This window comes from Nonomuraea purpurea, from assembly GCF_042650645.1.
Taxonomy (GTDB): Bacteria; Actinomycetota; Actinomycetes; order Streptosporangiales; family Streptosporangiaceae; genus Nonomuraea; species Nonomuraea purpurea.
On sequence record NZ_JBHSBI010000006.1, the window covers coordinates 320,714 to 344,406 of the forward strand.

A 23,693-nucleotide genomic window follows, 5' to 3' on the forward strand; every position below is an offset into this window, starting at 1 on the left:
GTTACCTGGTGGCCAGGAAGTACGCCGACATCTCCATCGACGCCTCGACGACCTGGTAGTCGGGCTTGTGCCAGGTCGTCTCCTCGCCGCGGGTCCTGACCTTCTTCTCGTGGATCCTGCGAGGCTGCTTCTTGCCCTGTTCCTTCGGCTGGGACATACGCGTGCACCTGCCTTCCGTAGGGTGTTACAAACGACATGACCACCCAAGAGCGCGGGCGTCAATGTCCACCCGACGCCTCCCCTACCCAGCTCTGGACAAGGCCCACTGGAGGGGCGAGAAGGGCGCGTGGCGCACCTTTTGCACTTCGGGGTGTCCGATCTCCCGAGGCCCGGGTAGTTGGGGCGGGTGATGGACGTTCCATCCTGAACCGGACACGATGTTGGCGCTTGACAGCTTAGCGGTGCTAAGCCAGCCTTGAGCCGTAGCAATTTAGCGGCGCTAAGGAGGTCGACGTTGGCAGGGACATTGACCCCGTACACCACCGGCACGGTCACCTCGGCGGACGGGACGACGATCGGCTACCGGCGACTGGGCGAGGGCCCTGGCCTGCTCCTGGTGACCGGGGGCTACCTCACCGCCGAGCACTACATGGAGCTGGCACAGGCGCTGGCCGAGTCGTTCACCGTGTACGCGCACGACCGGCGCGGGCGCGGCCTCAGCGGGCCGCCCGGCGAGGGCTATCGCATGTCCGCCGAGTGCGAGGACCTCGACGCCGTCCTGGCCGAGACCGGCGCGCGGCTGGTGTTCGGGCACAGTTCCGGCGGGCTCATCGCGCTCCAGGCCGCCCTGTCCTCGCCGAACATCGACAAGATCGCCGTGTACGAGCCGGCCCTGTCCATGTACGGCGCCTACGACCTGTCGTGGATCCCGAGGTTCGAGCGCGAGATGGGCCGGGGCGAGCTGGCGGAGGCGATGGTCACCTTCCTCAAGGGCGTGCGCGCCGACCGCTGGACGGACAGGTTGCCACGCCGGCTTCTCGTGTTCGAGCTCAACCGATACTTCCGCCGGCAGCGCAGAGCGGCGGGCCCCGGCGAGGAGTCGATCCCGGGCCTCATTCCCCTGCAACGCTTCGACGTGCAGATCTTCCACGAGATGGCCTCCAGCGACGGCTTCGCCGACTTGCGCGCGGAGCTGCTGCTGATGCACGGCGACAGAACCCCGCCGCCGGTCCACGAGGCCATGGACGCCCTCCAGGCGACGGTGCCGCATGCCGAGCGCGTCGTCCTGCGGGGCGTCGCGCACGAGGCGCCGGTGAACGGGCGCGGCGCCCCCGGACGCGTCGCGGCGCACGTGCGGGAGTTCTTCGACCCGATGGGGAGGTGACGATCACGAACATCGCAGAGGAGAGCGTGCGGATCCCGGTCGGCGACGTGGTGCTGAACGCCGACGTCGCCACGCCGGGCGAGCCGCACGGCGTGGTGCTGTTCGCGCACGGCAGCGGCAGCGGCCGGCACAGCCCGCGCAACCGTTACGTCGCCGCCCAGCTCCAGGCCGCCGGCCTGGTCACCGTGCTGGCCGATCTGCTGACCGAGGAGGAAGAGGAGCACGACGTGGTGACCGCCGAGCTCAGGTTCGACATCGGCCTGCTCGCCGGGCGCGTGGCCGCGCTGACCGACTGGGCCGGGACCGACCCCAGGACCGGCAACCTGGCCGTCGGCCTCTTCGGCGCCAGCACCGGCGCCGCCGCCGTGCTGGTCGCGGCGGCGCGGCGGCCCGCCGCCGTCCGTTCCGTCGTCTCGCGAGGGGGCCGCCCCGACCTGGCCGGCGACGCCCTCGGCGAGGTCCGCCAGCCCACCCTGCTCATCGTCGGCGGCGACGACTCGGTGGTCATCGACCTCAACCGGTGGGCGATGCGGCAACTGGCCGGGGAGGTGCGTCTGGAGATCGTGCCGGGCGCGTCACACCTGTTCGCCGAGCCGGGGGCGCTGGAGCAGGTGGCCCGGCTGGCCACGGACTGGTTCGGCACGCATCTGTGAAGCCCGCCCTTCCACGAGGGCGGGGCCGCCGGTCGGCGACCCCGCCTCGTTCAGGCGCCTTTCATCGAGCTGCCTTGTTCGTTCAGGAGTCAGCGGTCTGCGCGTTCAGTTTCGCCTCGCGCTGGACCTCTTCGATTTGTTCCTTGGTCACGCGCAGGTTCCCGAACTGCTTGACCGCCTGGTAGTACGTCCAGGCGAGCCCTTCACAGGTGGCCTTGGACACGCCGGAGTATCCGTTGCAAACCTGCAGCATATCGAAGTGGAAAGCGTTGTCGATGCGATCCTTGTTGGCCGGGAATTGGCTCACGGCCTTGTAGTTGCGGTACCCGAAATCGTGCCGCCGGCAGGACATGCGGAAATCGAAGCCGAGCGGCTGGTCGGGGCTGCTTGAGCAGAGGTCGGTGGACCAGTCGAAGGTGTAGTCGGCCCAGGCCCCCTGGTTCTGCCAGGCGCTGCGCCAGGCGGAGGCACTGGCCGAGGTGGACTGGCTGAATTGGGAAAGGGCGGCGAGTTTCTGCTCCACCGTCACCGCCGCATGGGCCGGTGCGGCGATCGCCATTGCGGTGGTGACGGAGATGGTGACGGTGGCTAGCGCGGCGAGGGAACGTCCAACCATGAGAACCTGCTTCTCTTGCCCGGGGCCGGAAAGGTGTCGAGGCAAGCTTCGCCTGACGATCCAACGATGAAGCGAAATGCCGGGTAACGCGGAAGCAGATCTCGCTCAATTTCCTTTGGAGTGTTCGCCGAAGATGGCCCTTTACAAGGGGTCTCCATTCTGTCAATGAGCTCGTCAGCGGATCGCCCTGCGGGACCGCAGAAGGTGCGCCGACCAGCCGATGACCCACAGCAGAAGCAGCGCGACGAAGGGCACGCCCAGCATGAGCGCCAGCCCGGCGCCGATGTTGGGCCCGATCGTCCCGGCGGTCACGACCCGCCAGCCGAGCCCGGCCAGGGCGCCCGCGGTCAACGCCGGCACGAGCGCCGCCCACCAGCGGGGGTCGAAGCGGCTCCGCCGGGAGGCGCGTACCAGCAGCACCAGGGTGACGCCCGTCACCAGCACCGCGACGATGCCGATCACCCACTCCGCCCACGCGGGGAGCGCCGGCGGGCGCAGCGTGTAGTCGAGCGGGGTGCCCGCCGGGACGGGCGCGCTCAGATCGCCCACGAGCCACCAAACGGCGGCAGGGGTGGCCACCACACAGGCGATGGCGGCCGTCAGGAGGCCGCGCGCCGTGTTCCCCATCTGGAACAGTCTCACGGCTCCCGCGTTTCCCGATCACCGGGGCGGTAAACGTGGCCCGCCCCCAGGACGGGGACGGGCCCGGGCGTTCTTACGCGTCCTGGAGCGGCACGGGCAGGGGGCGTTCGCACGTGCTCGCGATCCGCACCCCCGCCCCCGAATGGGCGGAGGCCAGGAGGGACTCCATGATGTCGAGCACGTGGAAGGCCAGCGCCCCGCCCGCCCTGGGCTCCGTGCCCGCGGGGGTGGAGGCGAAGTCCGCGAGGCCGACGCCGCGTCCCGCGCCCAGGTAGCCGGCCGACTCCGGGAGCGGGCGCCAGTCGGCGTCCCCGGCCGCCGACAGCAGCACGTCGCCGTCGAAGTGGTTCGGGTTCGGGACGACGAGCGAGCCGCTCTCACCGTGCACCTCGATGTGCGGCGACTTGGTGGAGACCCCGTCGAAGCTCATCACCAGCGTGGACAGCGCCCCGGAGGTGTGCACGAGCACCCCTGTGACGTGGGTGTCCACGGTGACGGGGATCTCCTCCCCCTGGCGGGGGCCCGAGCCGATCGTGCGCTTGGCACGGGGGCGGCTCGCCGCGCCGATGACGCTCGCGACCGGCCCGAGCAGCGTCACCAGGCTGGTGATGTAGTACGGGCCCATGTCGAGCAGCGGGCCGCCGCCGGGGACGTAGTAGAAGTCGGGGTTCGGGTGCCAGCGCTCGTGGCCGGGCGTCATCATGGTCGCGGTCGCGGCGACCGGCCTGCCGATGAGGCCGTCGTCGATGGCCTTGCGGGCGGTCTGCGTCCCCGTCCCCAACACGGTGTCCGGCGCGCACCCCACCCGCACCCCGGCGGCGTCGGCCGCGAGGAGCACCCGCTCGGCGTCGGTCTTGGCCGCCGCGAGGGGCTTTTCGCAGTAGACGTCCTTGCCCGCGTCAATGGCCCGCAGCGCGATCTCGGCATGGGCGGCGGGGATGGTCAGGTTGAGCACGACGTCGACCCTCGGATCAGCCATCAGCTCGGCCACGCCGAGCACGTCGACGCCCGCGTAGGGGCGCACCGCCTCCCGCGCCCGGTCGAGGTCCAGGTCGGCCACGGCCGCCACCCGCAGGCGCGGCAGCCGTTCGATGGTCTGGAAATACTGCGCCGAGATGGCTCCGCACCCGACGACACCCACGTTCACCGGCTGGCCCACAACATTCCCCTCTCGATGATCGTGCGCACGCTGTCGTTCCGCAGAACGTCGAGGCTGTGGCCAGGGGTGGTGACGAAGATCTTCCCGTCGCCCCACCGGCGGGTCCAGATCGCCGGCGAGGTGACCTCCCTGTGCCAGGGGTCCCACGATCTGACCTGCTGCGTCGTGGTCGCCAGCACGTCGACGTAGTCGTCCGTCAGCACCCAGTACTGCTCGGTGACGAGGTCGAAGTCCGCGATGCCCTCGGTGATGGGGTGGGCGCTCGCCTCGGGCAGCATGGTGACGGTGTAGGGCACGAAGTTGTCGGTCTCGGAACCCCGCCTCTCGTCCGGGTGTCTGCCCGGATGGCAGGCGAACTGCCCGCCGATCAAGTGCAGGTAGTCGGAGGAGTTGCGGAAGGAGTCGGCGATGCCGCCGTGCCAGCCGGCCATGCCGGTGCCGGCGCGGACGGCGGCCTCCAGCCCGCGCAGCTCCGCCTGCTCAATGGTGCCCATCGTGTAGCACTGCACGACGAGATCGACACCGGACATGAACGCGGAGTCCGCGTACGGTGCGGGGGAATCCGCACGGTGCACCTCGAACCCGTGCTTTTCGAGGAAGGGAACGAACAGGTCGGTGGCCGCCACGGGGACATGCCCCTCCCAGCCGCCCCGCACCACGAGGGCCCTTCTCGCTTGGGTCATGCTTTCGCCAATCGCTCAGGGGTCAACGACTCTCATCGTCGTACCCGATCAGGAACGATCGACGAAGGTTCAGGCGAACCGCACCCCCGCGGGCGTGAAGATCGACGCGGCGAGGCTCTGCACGAAGCGCATGATCAGCGCCTCCAGCAGCATCATGGCGGCCTTGGCAAGCACCGCAGCCAGGAACTCGGACAACTCTCCACCTCACGGTACGGAACATCAGTTATAGGCATGATTCAGCCCAAAGGTGTCTATATGGGTGTGAAGAGTATATCGAGATGGTGAACGGCAGATGACTATTCCGAAGCCGGCCGTTCGATCATGGCCGCGACCAGGGCCGCGACCCCCGAGCAGCCCAGCCCGATCGTCCAGCCGACAGGGCCCACCGGGCGGCAGCCGAAGAACTGGCTGAGGCCCGGCACCGACACGATCACCGCCAGCGCGCCCAGGGACGACACCGAGGCCAGCACGATCGTGCGATCCCGCCCGCCCAGCGCGAGGGTCTGCAGCAACTGGGCGCCCACGAGGCCGATGAGCGCGACGGTATCAGCCCGGCCCCTGGTGCCGGTCATCCGGCCCAGCACCCAGGCGGAGCCCGCGGCACCGGCCGTGGTGATGGCCCGCAGGTAGATGTCCTTGGTCAGAGCCGCCCCCAGAGAGGCTTCCGGCCCCTCGGACAGCAGCCGCTCCGGGCTGCCGGCACTGGGCGGCCTGACGGCCACGGCCATGGCGGGCAGCATGTCGGTGAGCAGGTTCACCAGCAGGAGCTGGCGGGCGTTCAGAGCGCTACGGCCGGTGAGCAGGCTGGAGCCGAGCGTGAAGACGATCTCGCCGACGTTGCCGCCGAGCAGGATGCCGAGCGCGTCGCGGACCGAGGCCCACATGCCCCGGCCCTCGACGATCGCATCGATGATCGTCTCGATGCGGTCGTCGGCCACGACGATGTCGGCGGCGGCCCTGGTGGCGGGCGCGGCGTGCGAGCCGATCGCGACGCCCACGTCGGCGAGCCTGATCGCGGGCACGTCGTTGGCGCCGTCGCCGGTGACGGCCACGACCTTGCCGGCCTTGCGCAGGGTGGTGACGATCCTGGCCTTGTGCTCGGGGGTGACCCGGGCGAAGACCGCCACCTCGGGCAGGATCTCGGTCAGGGCCTCGTCGCCGAGCTCGTCGAGCTGCGGGCCGGTCATCACGCGCAGGCCGTTCAGCGCGCCGATCTCCGCCGCGATCGCCTCCGCCGTGCTGGGATGGTCGCCCGTGACCATGGCCACCCGCACGCCCGCCCGTATGAGCTGCTGCACGCTGCGCTTGGCCGTGGGCCGCACCGGATCGGCCAGGCCGATGAACCCCAGGAAGCACAGTTTCTCGATGCGGGACTCATCGAGGTCGGCACGGCTGGAGGCGGGCCGCTCGGCGACGGCCAGCACGCGGTAGCCCTGCATGGCCAGCCGCTCCATCTCCAGCTCCAGCTCCTTCCTGCGCGAGTCGTCCATCGGGACCGTACGCCCGTCCACGAGGGCCTCGGTGGAGCGGGTGAGCACGATCTCGGGCGCGCCCTTCACGCTCAGGAGCTGGCCCGACTCCGACCGGCCGAGCACGGCGTGGTAGCCGCGGGCCGGCTCGAACGGCAGTTCGTCCACGCGGCGCCAGCTCCGCAGCCCGTCCTTCGGGGCCACGCCGAGCCGCTCCGCGCCCTCCACGATCGCGCGGTCCGTGGGATGCGGGATGGCGCGGCCGCCCTCGAAGCGGGGCCCCGCGCGCAGCGCCGCGCCGACGACCGCCCGCAACTCGGGAGAAGCCTCCTCCACAGCCTGGTCGATACGGCCGTCCGACACCCTGCGCAAGCTGATGCGACCCTCCGTGAGGGTGCCGGTCTTGTCGAAGCAGAGCACGTCCACCCGGCCGAGCGCCTCGATCGTGGACGCGTTGCGCACCAGCGTGTTGTGCGCCGACAGCCGCTTGGCCGAGGCGAGCTCGGCCACCGTCGCGACGAACGGCAGCCCCTCGGGCACCGCCGCCACCACCATGCTCACCGCAGGGGAGAGCGCCTGGGCCATCGGCGAGCCGCGGAACAGCTCGACCAGCATCAACACCGCCCCCGAGCCGAGCGCCAGCGGCAGGATCCGGCGGCTCAGCGCCCGCAGCCGCAGCTCGACCCCGCTCGGCGGCGGCTCCTGCTGGGCCAGCCTGGAGGTCCTGCCCGCCTCGGTCGCCTCCCCGACCGCCACCACCACGGCCAGGCCGTGGCCCGCCGCGACGGTCGTCCCCTCGTACACCATCGAGGCGCGGTCGGCGATGGCCGGCGCCGCGGTCGGCACGGCGGTCTTGGAGACGAGCTGCGACTCCCCCGTCAGGGTCGACTCGTCGATCTCCAGCCCGGCCGCCAGGATCAGCCGCCCGTCGGCCGGTACGGCGTCGCCGGCCCTGAGCTCGATCACGTCCCCGCGCACCAGGTCGTCGGCGAAGCCGGCCAACTGGCCCGCGGGGCGGCGCAGCCGTACCCGGACCGCGGTCGTCTCGGTGAGCCGCCGCAGCGCCCGGCTCGCGCCCCGCCGCTGGGCGCCGCCGAGCAGGGCGTCCACCGAGATCACGCCGCCGATCAGCACGGCGTCCACCACCGAGCCGAACGCCGCCGACAGGCCCACCCCCGCGGCGAGCACGGGGGTCAGCGGGTTGGCGAGCTCGGCCACGGAGGCGCCGATCAGCGACTGCGGACCGCTGGGGGCCGGGCGGACGGAGACCGACCTGCGGCGTGCCGCCTCCTCCTCGGTCAGGCCCTCTGTCGTGGTGTGCAGCCGCTCCAGCACGTCGCGGACCGCCATCGCGTGCCAGGGCGTGTGGTCGGCGACGACCGGCGGCGCCTCACGCCCCACGTTCCTGCCCGACCACTCCCCCGCCACGAGGGCGGCCGCCATGGTGCAGTCGCGCGCCCAGAGGGCACGCGTGACCGAGGTCGTCGCCGGGCCCAACAGCGCCAGCCCCGTCCCCGCCACAGAACCGGCCGCCGCCACGCACACGCCGCGCACGCTCGCCTTCCTGGCCGAGGCCAGGAACCTCAGCAGCAGGTGCACGCCGTCCAACTCGCCGAGCACGTCGGCGTCCCACGGGACCCGCCTGACCCCGTCCAGCACGCCGACGCCCAGATCGGCCTGGCGCAGCACACGCCGCCCGTGCCGGGACACCACGGCCACGCCGTGGCCCTCCGACTGCAGCGCCCGGACGGAGGCGACCAGCCGCGCGCCGCCCTCGATCCGCTCCACGCCCAGCCGCCTGACCAGACTGGCCTCACCGCCCGCCAGGAACACCGTGCACGTCGGCCGGGCCGCGGCGACCAGGGAGTCGGCCAGCGGATGAAGCTGGCGGGCCAGGCCGACCACGGCGATCGGGGTTCCGTCCCGCGCCACCGCGACCGGCCGCACCCCCAGCTCGCGCCACTCGTCGGGCACCTCGGGATGGGGCTGCGCACTCCACCCGTCGCTTTCCCGCCTGGCCGCCGGGTCGCCGAGGTCGAGCAGCGTGTACAGACGGGCGTGCAGGTCGTCCGGGTCCACGTCGGAAGCCAGCGGGAGCACACTGTCGATGGTCCACGACTCCGTGGTGAGCATGGCCGCGTCCAGGATGACGGTGTCGATGCGGTCCATGCGCAGCAGGGCGTCGCGGTTGAGCACGATCGTGCCGCGCCCCGCCAGGCAGCGGCCGACGGCGCTGGTGAAGGCGTCCCTGTTGAGGTTCGCGGCCTTGGGGATGCCGGCGATCAGAAGGGACAGGCCCCGGTTGGGGCTGCGGCCGAACACCGTGGCCACGCCGTCGGCCGTCACGGCCGCCGCACTGGCCGCATCCGCGTACCGCTCCACGGGGCCGCGCGGCAGCGGCTCGGGCCGCGCCGTGGCGGCGGCCCTGACATGGCGGTAGGCCCCGTCCTCGGCGGCGAACTCGATCTCGCGCCGCCCCCAGGCCTGGCCCTGGGCACGCGAGTCGACGTACCTGGCCGCCGCGGCGACCGAGTCGAGCAGCAGCGACACCGGCCGCATGGCCAGCGTGTTCGACACGATCCTGGCCGTGGCCATGGCCGCGTCCACGGTGGGCTTGCCGATGCGCTCCTCAAGCTCCCTGCGGACCCGCGGGGTGTTCTCGGCCAGCGCCAGAAAAGGGGGCACCGCCGCGGGCAGTCTCGGCAGGCGGGTGAACTGGCCCGCCATGGCCAGGCCGGTGCCGACGAGATGCAGGCCCAGGCTGATGACGGAGCGGGCCTGCTGGTCGGCGCCGTCGAGCGCGCGGGAGGCGTTCATCGGCTCGTCGCCGCCCTCGCCTGCCACGTCGAACTCCTCGACCAGGGCGAGGAGCTTGTCCATGTCGGCCTGGTCCTCGTCGCCGTCCTGCGCGGGTTCCCTGGCCACGAACACGCAGTGCAGGGCCCCGTTCACCTCGGCGCGCGGGACGCCCGCGGCGCGTAGCCGCTCCTCAAGTGCGCCGGCGAGCCCCTCTGTGTGGGGCCCGCCGATGTTGCGCAACTCGATGCGTATCCCGCCCGGGCACGGCTGTACCCGGCGGGAGCGCGGGAGGATGCTCCGCACAGGATCGGGGAGCAGGTTGATCAGCGAGTCTGCGGCGGGCAAGCCGAACAACGCCATGTGGTCTCCCGTCTAAGGGCGTCGTGGCTCACCCCCTCGACGCGGAGCTCTTCCGTCTGGTGGTGGAGGTCGACGTCGCCCTGCGGGTGCCGGCCGTGCCGCTCCTGGTCGTGGTGGTCCTGGTCCTGCCGGTGGTGCCCGTTGCGGCCTTCGACCGGCTCGTGGTGGTCCTGGACTTGCCGGTGGTCCCCGTGGTGGTCCTGGTCCTGCCGGTGGTGCCCGCGGCGGTCCTGGTCCTGCCGGTGGTGCCCGCGGCGGCTCTGGTCCTGCCGGTGGTCCCCGTGGTGGTCCTGGTCCTGCTCGTGGTCCCCGCGGCAGCCCTCGACCGGCTCGTGGTGCCGGTCGTGCTCTTCCTGGTGGTCCCGGAGGTGGCCGTGGCCCTGGTCGTCCTGCCGGTGGTGCCCGCGGCGGTCCTGGACCGGGTCGTGGTGGCGCCGGCCTTGGACGCCGTCGTTTTCGCCCGGCCCGTCGTGGTCCCTGCCCGGCCCGTCGTGGTTCTCGACGTGCCCGCGGCGGTCCTCGTCCTGCTCGTCGTCGTCCTGCGCCGCGCGGGAGTGGTGGCCGCCGGCTCTTCCTTGGCTTCCTTGACGGCGGCACGCGGCCTGGCGGCGGACGGGCGCGCTCCCGGGCGGCGCCGTGCGATGACCGTGCCCGCTCCGATGGCGGCGGCGACGGGCCATTCGACGACCCCGAAGGCCGCCAGCGCGCCCAACGCCCCGTAGTAGGCGACGCGCTCGGGCGGCGGCAGGAACGTGCGGGCGACGTCCACGTAATGTCCGAACTCCTGCCGGCTGACGCGCGGCATCTCGACCCGCGGCATCTCGACGTGCGGCATCTTGATGTTCGGCAGCCGGACGCTCGGCAGCTTGACGTTCGGCAGCCGGACCTCGGGCCGGCGGACCTCGATGCTGACCATCGGCAGATCGAGCTTGAACCGCTTGGGCCCCCTGCCGTTAGATGCGGCGGCGGTGCGCCCACGCGGTTGGGTGGCGGCCATGATGCCTCCTCCTGTACGAGGAAATCCTTATCTCTCCCTTTCCACCACCGCTCCCCTTAATTGTGGACATCCAGGATTTGGTCATTCTTGTACGTCTATAACACACGTATGACAGTCCAACCTGCGGTGCGAAAGGCCGCTCGCACCGCAGGCTGGGCCGGTTTCAGCCCGTGAGCAGCTTCTCCGTCGGGACGACCTGCCGCGTGATCGACGGGCTCGACCAGTGGAGCTGCGCGATGGCGTCATAGCCGTTGTCGTAGAACTCCATCTTGATGTCGTGCGCCCCGGCACTCAGCGCGATCTGGCCGCTGTCGTCCCGCTTGGAGTGGTCCGTCCAGGCGTCCACCACGAGCGTGCCGTCCACCCAGAGCCGGACGCCGTCGTCGCTGGTGGTGATGAACGTGTACGTCTCCGCGCGGTCGGCGATCACCTTGCCGGTCCAGCGCACGCTGAAGGTGTCGGCGGACACGGCCGGGTCGGGGGCGTTCGCGCCCCAGTCGAAGTTCACGACCGGGTCGACGCGGGTGAGTTTGGGCGCGGTCAGGTCGGCGTTGTCGAAGTAGGTCGCCGACAGGCCCTGCTGCTCGACGACCAGCGTCGTGACCGAGCCCGCGGGCAGGGTGAGCGTGGCCCTGCCGCCGGCGACGGCGGCCGTGCCTGCCCGGTGCGGCGTCCACTTCTCGGCCGTGCTCTGCCAGACCGAGGCCGTGCCGGCGGTCAGGCCGGTGAACGTGAACGCCGTGTCCAGGGGTTCGTCCCCGACGTTGACGAGGACGATGTTCTTGGCCGAGTCGGAGGCGAACACGTGGAGCTTGTCCGTGTTGGCGGCAGCCTGCACCATGGTGGTGCCGAACGGCCTGAACAGGCCCTCGCCGGTGAACATGCCGATGCCGTGGTAGATGGGCAGCGGCTCACTGCGCGGGATGCCGCCCTCGCCGTTCGTGCTGGTCAGGCCGAGCTGGCCGTTCTTGTCGCCGTACTGGTAGGCGGCGGCCCCCGCGTGCAGGATCTGGCCGAGCGCCGCCGCGCCCCACAGGGTGTTGAAGTGGGTCAGCGTGCGCTTGCCGCCGGGGTCGTCGAAGTCGGAGTTGAACTCGCCGATCTGCAGGTCGATCTTGCGGCCGAGCACCGACTCGGCCAGGGCGCCGACCTGCTTCAGGTCCGTCTCGTAGCCGCGGATGACGTCGCCCAGGAGGTATTCGTCAGTGACGTCCTCCGAGCCGCTGCCGTAGTCGTGGTAATCGAGGAAGTCGACGCGGTCCTTCGAGCCCTCCAGGAACGTCCTGATGTAGGGGAGGTCGTTCCAGGCCGCGGCGGGGCCGCCGGCGCGGACGTTCGGGTCCACGGCGTCGAGGGCGTCGGTGATCATGTTGAAGCGCCGGCTGTACTCAGTTGCCGACATTTCTGGCTTTTCTGGGGTGCAGGCGCAGTTGAGCTCGTTGCCCAGGATGAAGCGCCGAACCGGCGTGCCGGACGCGGCGAAGTGCCGGTAGAGGGCCACGGCGTCGTCGCGGTTCACCTCGGCGCTCTGGCGGGCGTCCACCTGGAGGATGACGACCGGCTCCGCGCCCAGATCGCGGATGGCCGCGATCCAGGCGTCCCCCGTGACGGTCTTGTCGCACTTGAAGCCGCCGCAGACGATGGGGCTGTCGTGGTTGCCCGGCTCCTCGTAGTGCAGCTCTATGCGCATCCGTCCCGGCTTCAGCGTGCGCAGGCGCTCGCGGTGCCGGGCGTCGTTCGTGATGTACGAGCCTTCGCCGTACCCGGTGATGCCGATGCCGTAGTCGGTCGCGGAGAGCGTACGGACCGGCTTGGTGAAATCGACCGAGACGGCGGCGGACACGGCCGCCTCCGCCGTTGCCCCCGCGGGCCAGACCGCCACGGCGACGGCCAGGCCGCCCGCGAGGGCGGCACGCAGCCCGCGACGCGCTAATCCACTCATCCTTCTCCTGTCACAAGATCTGTAGGACTCGTGGATCATGACAGATGGGGTGGCGGTGACGCGGGCGTACCAGGACAAAGAGCACCCCGGCGAAGAACGAATCCCCACATAACCGGGCGTTCCCAGCCAATCTCCAGAAATGGCCTGTAACCTCCGTCGCCATGATGTGGCAGCGCAAGATAAACAGAGCGCTGGCCAGGTACGCAGGATTCCAGATCGAACGGGTAGGAAATACGGGGCAAGCGGTCCAGCAGCCGCCCCAGAAGACCGCCGCGGCGCCGTTCAGGCCGCCGGCGGACCCCGAGGTCGATCGCCTGCTCACGGCCCCCGTGTTCGTTCTGTCGCCCGTCCGCTCCGGCTCGACGCTGCTGCGGTCGATGCTCAACGCCCACCCCGACCTGCACGCCCCGCACGAGCTGCACGTACGGCGCCTGGGCGTGGAGTTCGGCACAGGGCTGGCCACCAAGGCCATGGCGGCGCTCGGGCACAACAAGTCCGACCTGGAACACCTGCTGTGGGACCGGGTGCTCCATCGGGAGCTGGTACGCAGCGGCAAGCGGTTCATCGTGGACAAGACCCCGGCCAACGCCTTCGCCTTCGAGCGCATCGCGGCCTGCTGGCCCGACGCGCGGTTCGTGTTCCTGCTGCGCCACCCGGCCTCGATCGCGTCCTCCTGGCACGAAGCCAGCCCGGACAAGCGCACGCCGGACGAGGCGGCGGCCGACGCGCTGCGGTACATGAAAGCTGTGGAACGCGCCAGAAAGGCCCTTCCCGGCCTGACTGTCCGGTATGAGGAGCTGACCGCGGAGCCGGAGAAGACCTGCCGCCGGATCTGCGAGTTCCTCGGTCTGGACTGGGCGCCCGAGATGCTCTCCTACGGCAGGCCCGACGTGGTGACCAAGGGGCTCGGCGACTGGAAGGACAAGATCCAGTCGGGCGCCGTGCAGCCGGGCCGCGACCTGCCCCGTTCTGACGAGATCCCCGAGGTGCTCAAGGCCATGTGCCGGACCTGGGAGTACCCGGCATGAAGATCCGCTACATGCTGCTGCACGCGTACGGCATGGGCGGCACCATCCGCACAGTCGTCCACCAGGCCAACGCGATGGCGCGGGCCGGTCACGAGGTCGAGATCGTCAGCGTGGTGCGCCGCCGCACCAAGCCCCAGTTCGACCTCGACCCCCGCATCGGCCTGTCGGCCCTGGTCGACCAGCGCGACGGCGTCGCGGCCGACTCGCTGGCCCGCAAGGTGTGGCGGCGGGCACGGGGCAAGATCGTGCCGTACGGCGAGTTCGCCGCCGAGTACTTCACCCAACGGGTCGAGGGCGCGGTGATGGAGTACGTGTCGTCGCTGAAGGACGGCGTCCTGGTGACGACCCGTCCGGCGCTCAACCTGATCTCCGCGCGCCGCACCCCGCGCTCGGTCATCCGGGTGGCGCAGGAGCACATGAACCTGGCCGCCTACCACCAGGCCGTACGCGATCAGATCGCCCGCCACTACGACCGCTTCGACGTGGTGGCGGTGCTGACCGAGACCAGCAGGACCGAATACCGGAACCTGCTGAAGGACACGCCGATCGTGCGCATCCCCAACGCCGTGCCCATGACGGACCGGGGGCTGTCCGACCACACGAACCCGGTGGTGATCGCGGCGGGCCGGCTGGTGCCGCAGAAGGGCTTCGACATGCTGATCGAGGCCTTCGCCGCGGTGTCGCCCGACTTCCCCGACTGGCAGCTGCGCATCTTCGGCACCGGACCGTCGAAGGACCGTCTCCAGGAGCGCATGGACGGGCACCGCCTGGGCGGGCGGATGCGGCTGATGGGCCGCAGCGACCGCATCCACGAGGAGCTCGCGCAGGCCTCGGTCTACGGGCTCAGCTCGCGCATCGAGGGCCTGCCGATGGCGATGATCGAGGCGATGGGGCACGGCCTGGCGCTGGCGGCGTTCGACTGCCCGACGGGGCCCGCCGACGTGCTGACGCCCGGCCAGGACGGGCTGCTGGTGCCCCCGCGCGACGTGAACGCGCTGTCGGAGGCGCTGCGACGGCTGATGGGGGACGCCGGGTTGCGGCGGAGTCTGGGCGCCGCCGCGGTCGAGACCGCCCGCCGCTACACGCCGGAAGTCGTGATGCCGCAGTGGGAGAAGCTGTTCGCCGACCTCGCGGCCGGCGGGCCGATCGGCTCCGACGACAAAACGCTGCGCCATTAGGGAACATTGTCCGCACATCATCCGTTTGCCGAGATAACCGTCAGGAAAGAGAAACGGAGTGTTGTGGAGGAGTGCAGTACCGGGCCGGGCTACGTCCCGGCCGGCCCCCTTCACGCGGAGCTCCACCTGACCGACCGGAGCAGGCTGTCTTCCGCCTGCCACCCCCTTTGGGTCGACACCCACCCCAGCAAGGAGCAGTTCTGCCGTGGACGGCTATTGGTTTCAGCTCGCCCTCGTCGTGATCCTGGTCATCCTCAACGCCGTCTTCGCCGGTAGCGAGCTCGCGCTGATCTCCCTACGGGAGGGCCAGCTCCAGCGGCTGGAACGGCAGAGCGCCGGCGGCCGGATCCTGGTCCGCCTGGCCCGCGACCCGAACCAGTTCCTGGCCACCATCCAGCTCGTCATCACCCTGTCCGGCTTCCTGGCCTCCGCGACGGCGGCGGTCACCCTCTCCGAGCCCCTCGTCCCGATGCTCAGCTTCCTCGGGAATGCCGCGGGCCCGGTGGCGATCATCCTGGTGACGATCGTGCTGACGTTCCTGACGCTGGTCTTCGGCGAGCTGGCCCCCAAGCGGGTGGCCATGCAGCGCGCCGAGACCTGGGCGCTGCTCATGGCCAGGCCGCTCAGCCTGATCGCCACGCTGTCCCGTCCGGTGGTCTGGGCCCTGGGCAAGTCCACCGACGTGGCCGTGCGGCTGTATGGCGGCGACCCGAACCTGCACCGTGAGGAGATGAGCCCCGAGGAGATCCGCGACCTGGTCGCCTCGCACCGCGGCTTCACCGCCGAGCAGCGGATGATCATCTCCGGCGCCGTCGAGATCACCGACCGGGTGCTGCGCGAGGTGCTCGTCTCCCGTCGCGAGGTCTTCATCCTGGACGCCGACACCCCCACCGACCAGGCCCGCGGCCTCCTGGCAGGCTCCGGCCACTCCCGCGCGCCCGTCGTGCGCAACAACAACCTCGACGACACCGTGGGCGTCGCCAACCTGCGCGACCTGCTCACCGACGAGGCCGCCGTGACCGTCGCCGACGTGGCCCGCCCCCCGCTGCTGCTGCCCGACAGCCTCGCCGTCTCGGAGGCGCTGCGCCGCTTCAAGTCAGAACGCCAGCAGTTCGCCCTGGTCATCGACGAACGCGGCGCCGTGGACGGCATCGTCACCCTCGAAGACCTCCTGGAGGAGGTCGTCGGCGAGATCTACGACGAGACCGACCGCGACACCATGAACGTCCGGCCCGAGGCCGACGGCAGCCTGCTCCTGCCCGGCAGCTTCCCCGTGCACGACCTGCCCGACCTCGACGTGCACCTGGAGGACCGGCCCGAGGGCGACTACACGACCATCGCCGGCCTCACCCTCGCCCTGCTGGGCCGGGTGCCGACCGCGCCGGGCGACCGCGTCGCCGTCGGCGACTGGGAGGTGGAGATCATCGCCGTCGAACGGCACGCCATCACCCGGGTCCGCGTCCAGCCCGTGCCCAAGGCCACGACCGACGAGGAGAACGCCGAGCAGCCGGCCTGACCTACGCCGCGAGCACCGCGGCGGTGAACTCCGCGGTGCTCGCCGTGCCGCCCAGGTCGCGCGTCCTGACGTCGCCCTTGGCCAGGACGGCGGCCACGGCCGCCACGATCTCGTCGGCCGCCCGCTGCTGCCCCAGGTGCTCCAGCATCATCGCGGCCGACCAGATGGCACCGATCGGGTTGGCCACGCCCTGGCCGGCGATGTCGGGCGCGGAGCCGTGCACGGGCTCGAACATCGATGGGTAGTCCCGTTCCGGGTTGAGGTTGGCGGACGGGGCGATGCCGATGCTGCCCGCGACCGCGGCGGCCAGGTCGCTGAGGATGTCGCCGAACAGGTTGGAGCCGACGATCACGTCGAACCGCGACGGCTCCAGGACCAGCTTGGCGCACAGGGCGTCGATGTGCTCCTGGTCCCAGCGCACGCCCGGATGCGCGGCCGCGCGTTCCCTGACCAGTTCGTCCCAGAAGGGCAGGGTGTGGACGATGCCGTTGGACTTGGTGGCGGAGGTCAGGTAGCCGCTGCGGCGGCCGGCGAGCTCGAAGGCGTAGTCGAGCACGCGGGTCACGCCCGCACGGGTGAACACCGCCTCCTGGACCGCCATCTCCTCGGGGAACCCGCGGTTCATCCGGCCGCCGATCTCGCTGTACTCGCCCTCGGTGTTCTCCCTGACGACCACGAGGTCGATCGCGGCGCGTACGGGGCTCTGGACGCCCTCGAAGAGGCGGACGGGGCGCAGGTTCACGTACTGGCGGAAGGCGCGGCGGATCGGGATGAGCAGCCCCCAGAGGGAGACGTGGTCGGGCACCCCGGGCGCGCCGACCGCACCGAGGAAGATGGCGTCATGGCCGCGCAGCCGCTCCAGCGCGTCGTCGGGCATCATGGCGCCCTCGCGCAGGTAGCGCTCGCACGACCAGTCGTAGTCGGTGAAGTGGAAGCCGAAGCCATGACGCCGGCCCGCCGCCTGCGCCACCTCCAGGGCGGCCGGGGTGACCTCTAGGCCGATGCCGTCCCCGGGGATCACGGCGATGTCGTAAGTCGTCATGGTCCCGATTCAATCGGCGGCTGCTCCGGGCGTCCAAGACCGGCGGCCGATACGATCTATAGGCAGGGCCTATAGATCCGTAAGAGCCACGTCGAGGAACGCGCCCGCCGCCGGCGACAGCCAGCCCTTCCTGCTGACCAGCGCCAGCCGCAACGACGCCGGCGGGTCCAGCTCGAACACCAGCGCCCCCGCCCGCTCGGCCAGCGGCCGCCACGCCTCCGCCAGCACGCCGATCCCCACGCCCTTCAGCACCAGCGGCAGGAACGCCTCCCTGTGCTCGGACTCGACCGCGATCGACACCTCCACGCCGGACGCCCTGATCTCCTCCACCAGCCTGCGCAGCCCCGTCCCCTGCTCCCCGACGATCAGCCGCTGCCCGGCCAGCCGCTCGCGCGGCATCGACCGCGCGGGCTCGAAGGGCCCGTCAGGCGGAGCCACGAGCACGAACCGCTGCTCCTCCACGGGGTGCAGCCGCACGTCGGCGACCGTGGGCAGCTCCCAGGCCGACAGCAGGCCGAGCTCCGTCACGCCCGTGCGGACCAGCTCGATCACCGACGCGGGCACCGGCGCGTCCCTGATCAGGACCTCCACCCCGGGGTACCGGTCGCGGAAGCGGCCGATCATCGTGCTCAGCGGCTCCACGGCCGGTGACGGCATCGACGCGATGGCGACGCGGCCGGAGCGCACCCCCTGCACGGAGGCCACGCTGGCCCTGGCCACCTCCAGGCTGCGCACGGCCTGCCTGGCCGGTTCGATGAGCGCCCGGCCGGCGTCGGTGAGCACCACGCGCCGGCCGATGCGGTGGAAGAGCTGGCTGCCGAGATCCTTCTCCAGGCTCCTGATCGCCTGCGACAAAGACGGCTGCGCCATGAACAGCGCCTTGGCTCCTTTGTTGAAACCTCCATGATCGACGACGGCCAGGAAGTACTCGAGCTGTCGGACGTCCACCGCACGCTCCTATAGGCGAAACCTATCCCTCAAATAGCTAACGCGTCTTGGACCTGCGGGCCACCCAGATCTTGAATGGCGGCGGAAACGTTAGGAGCAGGCGATGAACTCCGGGCGCCCGAGAACCGACGTCGACCAGGCCCTGCTGGGCCACGCCACCTACCGCAGCCTCGGCGAGCAGAAACTGTCGCCGGCCGAGGAACGTTTCGAGAAGGGCCGGCGCACCACGGGGATGTGGCTGGCACCGCTGGTCACGATCGTCTTCCTGCTGCTGCCGATCACCATGGACGCCAAGCAGCAGACGCTGGCCGCCATCCTGCTCGGCGTGATCGTCCTGTGGGTCACCGAGCCCGTGCCCATCCCCGTCGGCGGCCTCATCGGCGTCGGCGCGATCGTGCTGCTCGACGTGGTGCCCGCCGCGGACGCGCTGTCGCCGTTCGGCTCCCCCACGATCTTCACCTTCATCGGGGCGTTCATCCTGGCCCAGGCCATGCTCAAGCAGGGGCTGGCACGCCGCTTCGCCTTCCGCATCCTGTCGCTGCCCGGCGTGGGCCGCTCGACGTTCCGGCTGATCACGGCGTTCGGCGTGATCACGTGCGCGCTGTCGGCGTTCGTCTCCAACACCGCCACCGTGGCGATGCTGCTGCCGACGGCGCTCGGCATGCTCGCGGTCATCGCCAAGCTGCTGCAGGACCGAGGGCTGGTGCCGCCCGACTTCAACCCGCTGCGGCTGCGGGTCGGCGCGGCACTCGTGCTGATGCTCGCCTACGGCGCCAGCGTCGGCGGCCTGCTGACCCCCGTCGGCAGCCCGCCCAACCTGATCGGCCGCGGCCTCATCGAGGAGGCCACAGGGCGGCGCATCTCGTTCGCCGAGTGGATGCTCACCGCGCTGCCGATCTGCGCGCTCATGTTCGTCGTCCTCGTGGCCGTGCTGCTCCTGCTCAACCGGCCGGAGATCCGCAGGATCGAGGGCGTGGAGGAGTACGTGCGCGCCGAACGGGCCGCCATGGGCCGGCTGTCGCGCGCCGAGAAGAACACCCTCGTGGCCTTCGGCACCACCGTCTTCCTGTGGATCTTCCCCGGCGTGGTCGCGCTGTTCGCGGGGACGGAGTCCGCCCTCTACGAGACGGTCAGCGGCCGGCTCAACGAGGGCATCGTGGCCGTGCTCGGCGCCTCCCTGCTGTTCGTCCTGCCCACCGACTGGCGCAGGCGCGAGTTCACCCTCAACTGGAGCGACGCCGCGCGCATCGACTGGGGCACGATCGTGCTGTTCGGGACCGGCATCATCTTCGGCTCGCTGCTGGAGGACACGGGGCTGGCCAAGACCATCGGCTCCTCGGCCGCCTCGGCGATCGGGCTGGGCAGCGTGTTCGCCATCACCGCCTTCGCCGTCGTGCTGGCCGTGCTGGTCTCGGAGACCACCAGCAACACCGCCTCCGCCGCCGTCGTGGTGCCGATCATCATCCCGATCGCGTTGGCGGCCGGGGTCAATCCGTTCGTGCCCGCGCTGGCGGCGACGTTCGCGGCGTCGTTCGGGTTCATGCTGCCGGTCTCGACGCCGCAGAACGCCATCGCCTACGGCTCGGGCGTGGTCCCGATCACCACGATGATCCGCTCGGGCATCAGCTTCGACATACTCGGCGCCATCCTGATCATCCTGTTCCTGCCCCTGCTGATCGGCCTGACCGGCATCTGAACTCAGCGCCGCGGCTCGTCGTACTCCACCGCGTAGTCCTGCTGCGACCGGTCCTTCAGCGCGAACGCCGCCGCGACGCTGATCAGCGCGCAGACCGCCATGTAAATGGCCACGGCTAACGAGCTCTCGTACGTGGCCAGCAGCCACACCGCGATCAGCGGCGCGGGCCCGCCCGCCGTCACCGAGGCGAGTTGGTAGCCGAGCGAGGCGCCGCTGTAGCGCAGCCGGCCGGTGAAGCTCTCGGCGATGAACGTGGCCTGCGGCCCGTACTGGATGTCGTGGATGGGCGCCGACAACACGATCGCCAGCAGCACCAGCCCAGGCACCCGCGTGTCGAGCAACGGCCAGTAGACGAACGACCAGACCACCATGAGCGCCGCGCCCACGATGTACAGGCGTCTCCTGCCCACCCGGTCGGAGACGTAGCCCCAGAAGGGCACGGTGAACAGCGAGACGATGCCGGCGGCGATGACGTATGGATAGATCTGGCCCGCCGAGAAGCCCAGGTTCTTGGTGGCGTAGCTGAGGATGAAGACCGTGAAGATGTAGAACGGCGCCTGCTGCCCCGTGCGCAGCAGCGCGCTGAGCACGATCTCCCGCCAGTTCCTGACGATGACCTCGCGCACCGGCACCCGCTCGACCCGCTTGTCCTCCAGGACCTTCCTGAAGACCGGCGTCTCCATGATGCCGAGCCTGATGTACAGCCCGATCCCGGCCATCACGATGCTGAGCAGGAACGGGATACGCCAGCCCCAGTACGGGTCGAGCGGCTGGAACACCTCCAGCGCCAGATAGCCGAGCACGAGCCCGACCGGCACGCCGAACTGCGGCCAGCTCCCGAGGAAGCCACGCAGCCCGCCGCGCGACTTCCCCCATTCCGTGGCGAGCAGGACGGAGCCGCCCCACTCACCGCCGACGCTGATGCCCTGCAGCAGGCGCAGAACGGTCAGCAGGATGCCGCCCCAGATGCCGATCTGCTCGTAGGTGGGCACCAGGCCGACCAGCATGGTCGCGACGCCCATCGACATCAGGGTGATGATCAGGGTGGCCTTGCGGCCGATGCGGTCGCCGTAGTGACCGAAGATCGCCGCCCCGATCGGGCGGGCGGCGAAACCGCCGAAATAGGTACCGAGGGCTAGCAAGAGGCCGGTGGTCGGATCGCTGGTGGGGAAGAACAGCTCCGCGAAGATGGTGCTGGCGGCGAAGCCGTAGAGGAAGAAGTCGTACCATTCGATCGATGTCCCGACGGCGGAGGCGATCACCGCCCGGACCAGGTTCCGTCGATTGTGTTGATCGGTCGCGTCGAGTCGTTGCTGTTCGGCCATCTACCGCTCCTCCGGGAGGCCCACTCGCGTCAATCGTGACGGTACATCACACATGATCGACGGTCACTAGGGCGAACCGGGCTGTACCATCGCTGCGATAGATCAAGCGTGAGACCGTTCTCCTTCAGGCGGCACGAACCCCCGGACGTCGGCGCGGACAGCGGCGACGCCGAACTCATCGCCGCCGTCGCCGTGCGGAGCACCGCCGCGCTGCGCATCCTCCACCAACGCCACGCCCCATGGCTGCGGGCCAGGCTGGCGCGGCGCTGCGCCGACCCGGACGTCATCGACGACGCCCTCCAGGAGACGTTCCTCGCGGTGTGGCGGACGGCGGACCGGTTCACGGGCGACAACCCCGCGGGCTGGTTGTGGACGATCGCCATCCGCCGGCTCATCTCCGCCCTGCGCGGCCGGGGCTCACGCTGGATCGGCAGCGGCGTCGAACCCTCCTCCGCCGCGGCGAGTTCGGCCTCCGCCGAGGACGTCGTCCTGCTCGGCGTCCAGCACGGCGACCTGGGCCAGGCCCTGACCAGGCTCTCCCCCGAACTGCGCGCGGTCATCGAGGCCACCGTGCTGGACGGCCTGACCACCAAGGAGGCCGCGAGCCTCCTCGGCATCCCCGAAGGAACGGTCAAGACCCGCGCGATGCGGGCCAGGGCCCGGTTGCGCGAGGAGCTCTCATGAACGACTGGCACATCCCCGACGATCTGCGCGAACGCTACCTCGCCGGCACGCTCGGAGCCGCTCTGGCCATGTCCGTGGACGCCCATCTCGAAAAGTGCGCGCGGTGCCGCGCCTCGGTGCCGTGCGACCGGGAATGGCTGGACGCGTCCTGGCAACGGCTGGAAGCCGCCGTGGTCACGCCCCGCCCAAGCCTTCGCGAACGCCTGCTGCGGCACGGCGGCGTGCCCGACCACCTGGCCAGGCTGCTGGCGGCAACGCCGACCATGAGCCGGGCATGGCTGCTCGCGGTGGTGGCGGCCCTGGGATTCGCGGTGGCGGCGGCCCACCAGGACGCCAAGCTGCTTCCCGCGTTCCTGATCATGGCGCCGGTGTTGCCGTTGACCGGAATCGCGCTGGCGTACGGGCCGCGCGTCGATCCCGCCCACGAACTACTGGCCGCCACGCCGCTGGCCGGGCCGAGGCTGCTGCTGACGCGTTCGGTCGCCGTCCTGGCGGTCGCGACGGCCCTGGCCGCGCTCGCCTCGCCGCTGCTGCCCGCGCCCCCCGGCATGAGCGCCGCCTGGCTGCTGCCCTCGCTGGCCGCGGCCTCGGGGTGCCTGGCCCTGTCGAACCGGCTGCCCGTGCCGATCGCCGCGCTCGCCATGGGCGGGACGTGGCTGGCCATCGTCGGCGCGGGCCGCTTCACCGGAGACTGGCTGACCGCTTTCGGGCCGTTCGCCCAGATCCTGTACGGCGGCGCCGCCCTGCTGCTGACGTTCCGACTCTCCAGAGTGAGCCATCGATGATCGAAATCAGAAACCTGACCAAGACCTACGGCCGCAGACGCGCCCTCGACGGCGTCGACCTGACCCTCGGCACCGGCGTGACCGGCCTGCTCGGACCGAACGGCGCCGGCAAGACCACGCTGCTGCGCTGCCTGGCCACCACGCTGGCCCCGGACGGCGGCTCGCTGGAGGCCTTCGGGCTGTCCCCCTCCGACCCCGTCCAGCGGACCGCGCTGCGCCGCAGACTCGGCTACCTCCCGCAGGACCCGGGCTACTACCCGCACTTCACCGCCTTCGACCTGGTCGACTACGTGGCCATCCTCAAGGAGATGACCGACAGGACCCGGCGGCACGCAGAGGTGCGCCGCGTGCTGGCCGAGGTGGACCTGACCGAGCAGGCGAAGACGAAGGCCCGCAAGCTGTCGGGCGGCATGCGACAGCGGCTCGCGCTGGCCCAGGCCCTGCTCGGCTCGCCCGACTTGCTGATCCTGGACGAGCCGACCGTGGGCCTCGATCCCGAGCAGCGCATGTCGTTCCGCGCGCTGGTCTCACGGCTGGGTGAACGGCACGCCGTCGTGCTGTCCACGCACCAGACGGAGGACGTCGCGGCGCTGTGCGAGCGGGTGATCGTCATGCGGGACGGCCGCGGCATCTTCGACGGAACCCCCAGCGAACTGGCCGACGTCGCTGCCGGTCAGGTGTGGTTGTCGGACTCGGCGCCGGTCGCGTCCCGGATGTTCTGGCGTACCGCGGACAGGCGCTACCGCACGCTCGGCGAACGACCACCGGCGGCCGACGCGACGGCACCCGGGGTGGAGGACGGGTATCTGGTGCTGCTCGGGGAGGCGGCCGCATGACGTGTCTTGTG

The 23,693-nt window shown here is 70.8% G+C and carries 21 protein-coding genes; 10 read left to right on the plus strand and 11 right to left on the minus strand.

Annotated features, from left to right (window positions below; all coding sequences use genetic code 11):
- Window position 1: 1 nt before the first annotated feature.
- Window positions 2-157, minus strand: coding sequence for a hypothetical protein (locus ACFOY2_RS15005; protein ID WP_357817021.1), 156 nt, complete (start codon window positions 155-157; stop codon window positions 2-4).
- A 297-nt stretch (window positions 158-454) separates the two neighbouring features.
- Here ACFOY2_RS15005 and ACFOY2_RS15010 point away from each other — a divergent pair, with 297 nt between their 5' ends.
- Window positions 455-1,324 (plus strand): alpha/beta fold hydrolase, encoded by an 870-nt coding sequence (locus ACFOY2_RS15010; protein WP_379528598.1) that lies wholly within the window; start codon window positions 455-457, stop codon window positions 1,322-1,324.
- Window positions 1,321-1,977, plus strand: coding sequence for a dienelactone hydrolase family protein (locus ACFOY2_RS15015; protein ID WP_379528599.1), 657 nt, complete (start codon window positions 1,321-1,323; stop codon window positions 1,975-1,977). The genes ACFOY2_RS15010 and ACFOY2_RS15015 overlap by 4 nt, the downstream gene beginning before the upstream one ends.
- Before the next feature lie 82 nt (window positions 1,978-2,059).
- Here ACFOY2_RS15015 and ACFOY2_RS15020 read toward each other — a convergent pair whose 3' ends face one another.
- From ACFOY2_RS15020 to ACFOY2_RS15045, 6 genes are all read right to left on the minus strand, one after another.
- Window positions 2,060-2,593, minus strand: a complete 534-nt coding sequence (locus ACFOY2_RS15020) for a phospholipase (protein ID WP_379528600.1) — start codon at window positions 2,591-2,593, stop codon at window positions 2,060-2,062.
- A 174-nt stretch (window positions 2,594-2,767) separates the two neighbouring features.
- Complete coding sequence (locus ACFOY2_RS15025) at window positions 2,768-3,220, minus strand: hypothetical protein (RefSeq protein ID WP_379528601.1); 453 nt, start codon at window positions 3,218-3,220, stop codon at window positions 2,768-2,770.
- 88 nt (window positions 3,221-3,308) lie between these two features.
- Complete coding sequence (locus ACFOY2_RS15030) at window positions 3,309-4,394, minus strand: Gfo/Idh/MocA family protein (RefSeq protein WP_379528602.1); 1,086 nt, start codon at window positions 4,392-4,394, stop codon at window positions 3,309-3,311.
- Window positions 4,379-5,077, minus strand: coding sequence for a ThuA domain-containing protein (locus tag ACFOY2_RS15035; RefSeq protein ID WP_379528603.1), 699 nt, complete (start codon window positions 5,075-5,077; stop codon window positions 4,379-4,381). The genes ACFOY2_RS15030 and ACFOY2_RS15035 overlap by 16 nt, the downstream gene beginning before the upstream one ends.
- 69 nt (window positions 5,078-5,146) lie before the next feature.
- Window positions 5,147-5,272 (minus strand): hypothetical protein, encoded by a 126-nt coding sequence (locus ACFOY2_RS15040; protein ID WP_379528604.1) that lies wholly within the window; start codon window positions 5,270-5,272, stop codon window positions 5,147-5,149.
- Between the two features lie 101 nt (window positions 5,273-5,373).
- On the minus strand, window positions 5,374-9,705 hold the full coding sequence (locus ACFOY2_RS15045; protein ID WP_379528605.1) for a cation-translocating P-type ATPase: 4,332 nt from the start codon (window positions 9,703-9,705) through the stop codon (window positions 5,374-5,376).
- A 23-nt stretch (window positions 9,706-9,728) separates the two neighbouring features.
- On the opposite strand from ACFOY2_RS15045, the gene ACFOY2_RS15050 reads away from it, so the two are divergent.
- Complete coding sequence (locus tag ACFOY2_RS15050) at window positions 9,729-10,427, plus strand: hypothetical protein (RefSeq protein WP_379528606.1); 699 nt, start codon at window positions 9,729-9,731, stop codon at window positions 10,425-10,427.
- A gap of 438 nt (window positions 10,428-10,865) precedes the next feature.
- On the opposite strand, the gene ACFOY2_RS15055 is transcribed toward ACFOY2_RS15050, so the two are convergent.
- Window positions 10,866-12,644, minus strand: a complete 1,779-nt coding sequence (locus ACFOY2_RS15055; protein ID WP_379528607.1) for a PA14 domain-containing protein — start codon at window positions 12,642-12,644, stop codon at window positions 10,866-10,868.
- A 161-nt stretch (window positions 12,645-12,805) separates the two neighbouring features.
- Here ACFOY2_RS15055 and ACFOY2_RS15060 point away from each other — a divergent pair, with 161 nt between their 5' ends.
- The 3 genes from ACFOY2_RS15060 to ACFOY2_RS15070 all read left to right on the plus strand — a co-directional run bounded on the left by ACFOY2_RS15060 (window position 12,806) and on the right by ACFOY2_RS15070 (window position 16,366).
- On the plus strand, window positions 12,806-13,672 hold the full coding sequence (locus tag ACFOY2_RS15060; RefSeq protein WP_379528608.1) for a sulfotransferase family protein: 867 nt from the start codon (window positions 12,806-12,808) through the stop codon (window positions 13,670-13,672).
- Entirely contained in the window at window positions 13,669-14,850 is a 1,182-nt protein-coding gene (locus ACFOY2_RS15065; RefSeq protein ID WP_379528609.1) for a glycosyltransferase family 4 protein, read from the plus strand. Before ACFOY2_RS15060 ends, ACFOY2_RS15065 begins: the two co-directional genes overlap by 4 nt.
- Window positions 14,851-15,055: 205 nt before the next feature.
- Entirely contained in the window at window positions 15,056-16,366 is a 1,311-nt protein-coding gene (locus ACFOY2_RS15070; protein WP_379528610.1) for a hemolysin family protein, read from the plus strand.
- A gap of 1 nt (window position 16,367) precedes the next feature.
- Here the strand turns inward: ACFOY2_RS15070 and ACFOY2_RS15075 are convergent, their stop codons facing one another.
- A complete protein-coding gene (locus tag ACFOY2_RS15075; protein ID WP_379528611.1) occupies window positions 16,368-17,408 on the minus strand; it encodes a tartrate dehydrogenase in 1,041 nt (346 codons plus the stop codon).
- Between the two features lie 69 nt (window positions 17,409-17,477).
- Window positions 17,478-18,356, minus strand: coding sequence for a LysR family transcriptional regulator (locus tag ACFOY2_RS15080; protein WP_379528612.1), 879 nt, complete (start codon window positions 18,354-18,356; stop codon window positions 17,478-17,480).
- A 103-nt stretch (window positions 18,357-18,459) separates the two neighbouring features.
- Here ACFOY2_RS15080 and ACFOY2_RS15085 point away from each other — a divergent pair, with 103 nt between their 5' ends.
- Window positions 18,460-20,052 (plus strand): SLC13 family permease, encoded by a 1,593-nt coding sequence (locus ACFOY2_RS15085; protein WP_379528613.1) that lies wholly within the window; start codon window positions 18,460-18,462, stop codon window positions 20,050-20,052.
- Between the two features lie 2 nt (window positions 20,053-20,054).
- On the opposite strand, the gene ACFOY2_RS15090 is transcribed toward ACFOY2_RS15085, so the two are convergent.
- On the minus strand, window positions 20,055-21,377 hold the full coding sequence (locus tag ACFOY2_RS15090) for an MFS transporter (RefSeq protein ID WP_379528614.1): 1,323 nt from the start codon (window positions 21,375-21,377) through the stop codon (window positions 20,055-20,057).
- A gap of 108 nt (window positions 21,378-21,485) precedes the next feature.
- On the opposite strand from ACFOY2_RS15090, the gene ACFOY2_RS15095 reads away from it, so the two are divergent.
- The 3 genes from ACFOY2_RS15095 to ACFOY2_RS15105 are packed head-to-tail and all read left to right on the plus strand — an operon-like array spanning window position 21,486 to window position 23,682.
- The gene (locus ACFOY2_RS15095; protein WP_379528615.1) at window positions 21,486-22,061 is read left to right on the plus strand and encodes an RNA polymerase sigma factor; all 576 of its coding nucleotides are present in this window, start codon (window positions 21,486-21,488) and stop codon (window positions 22,059-22,061) included.
- A complete protein-coding gene (locus ACFOY2_RS15100) occupies window positions 22,058-22,846 on the plus strand; it encodes a zf-HC2 domain-containing protein (protein ID WP_379528616.1) in 789 nt (262 codons plus the stop codon). Before ACFOY2_RS15095 ends, ACFOY2_RS15100 begins: the two co-directional genes overlap by 4 nt.
- Window positions 22,843-23,682 carry an ABC transporter ATP-binding protein gene (locus tag ACFOY2_RS15105; RefSeq protein ID WP_379528617.1) on the plus strand — a complete coding sequence of 280 codons (840 nt, stop codon included), beginning with the start codon at window positions 22,843-22,845 and terminating at the stop codon, window positions 23,680-23,682. Before ACFOY2_RS15100 ends, ACFOY2_RS15105 begins: the two co-directional genes overlap by 4 nt.
- Window positions 23,683-23,693 lie beyond the last annotated feature (11 nt).

Bases quoted from the DNA above. Each gene is read 5' to 3' on its own strand.
- ACFOY2_RS15045 (WP_379528605.1), bottom strand. From the start codon at position 9,705: ATGGCGTTGTTCGGCTTGCCCGCCGCAGACTCGCTGATCAACCTGCTC.
- ACFOY2_RS15020 (WP_379528600.1), bottom strand. From the start codon at position 2,593: ATGGTTGGACGTTCCCTCGCCGCGCTAGCCACCGTCACCATCTCCGTC.
- ACFOY2_RS15005 (WP_357817021.1), bottom strand. From the start codon at position 157: ATGTCCCAGCCGAAGGAACAGGGCAAGAAGCAGCCTCGCAGGATCCAC.
- ACFOY2_RS15105 (WP_379528617.1), top strand. From the start codon at position 22,843: ATGATCGAAATCAGAAACCTGACCAAGACCTACGGCCGCAGACGCGCC.
- ACFOY2_RS15025 (WP_379528601.1), bottom strand. From the start codon at position 3,220: ATGGGGAACACGGCGCGCGGCCTCCTGACGGCCGCCATCGCCTGTGTG.
- ACFOY2_RS15090 (WP_379528614.1), bottom strand. From the start codon at position 21,377: ATGGCCGAACAGCAACGACTCGACGCGACCGATCAACACAATCGACGG.
- ACFOY2_RS15055 (WP_379528607.1), bottom strand. From the start codon at position 12,644: ATGAGTGGATTAGCGCGTCGCGGGCTGCGTGCCGCCCTCGCGGGCGGC.
- ACFOY2_RS15085 (WP_379528613.1), top strand. From the start codon at position 18,460: ATGAACTCCGGGCGCCCGAGAACCGACGTCGACCAGGCCCTGCTGGGC.
- ACFOY2_RS15100 (WP_379528616.1), top strand. From the start codon at position 22,058: ATGAACGACTGGCACATCCCCGACGATCTGCGCGAACGCTACCTCGCC.
- ACFOY2_RS15065 (WP_379528609.1), top strand. From the start codon at position 13,669: ATGAAGATCCGCTACATGCTGCTGCACGCGTACGGCATGGGCGGCACC.
- ACFOY2_RS15060 (WP_379528608.1), top strand. From the start codon at position 12,806: ATGATGTGGCAGCGCAAGATAAACAGAGCGCTGGCCAGGTACGCAGGA.
- ACFOY2_RS15035 (WP_379528603.1), bottom strand. From the start codon at position 5,077: ATGACCCAAGCGAGAAGGGCCCTCGTGGTGCGGGGCGGCTGGGAGGGG.
- ACFOY2_RS15075 (WP_379528611.1), bottom strand. From the start codon at position 17,408: ATGACGACTTACGACATCGCCGTGATCCCCGGGGACGGCATCGGCCTA.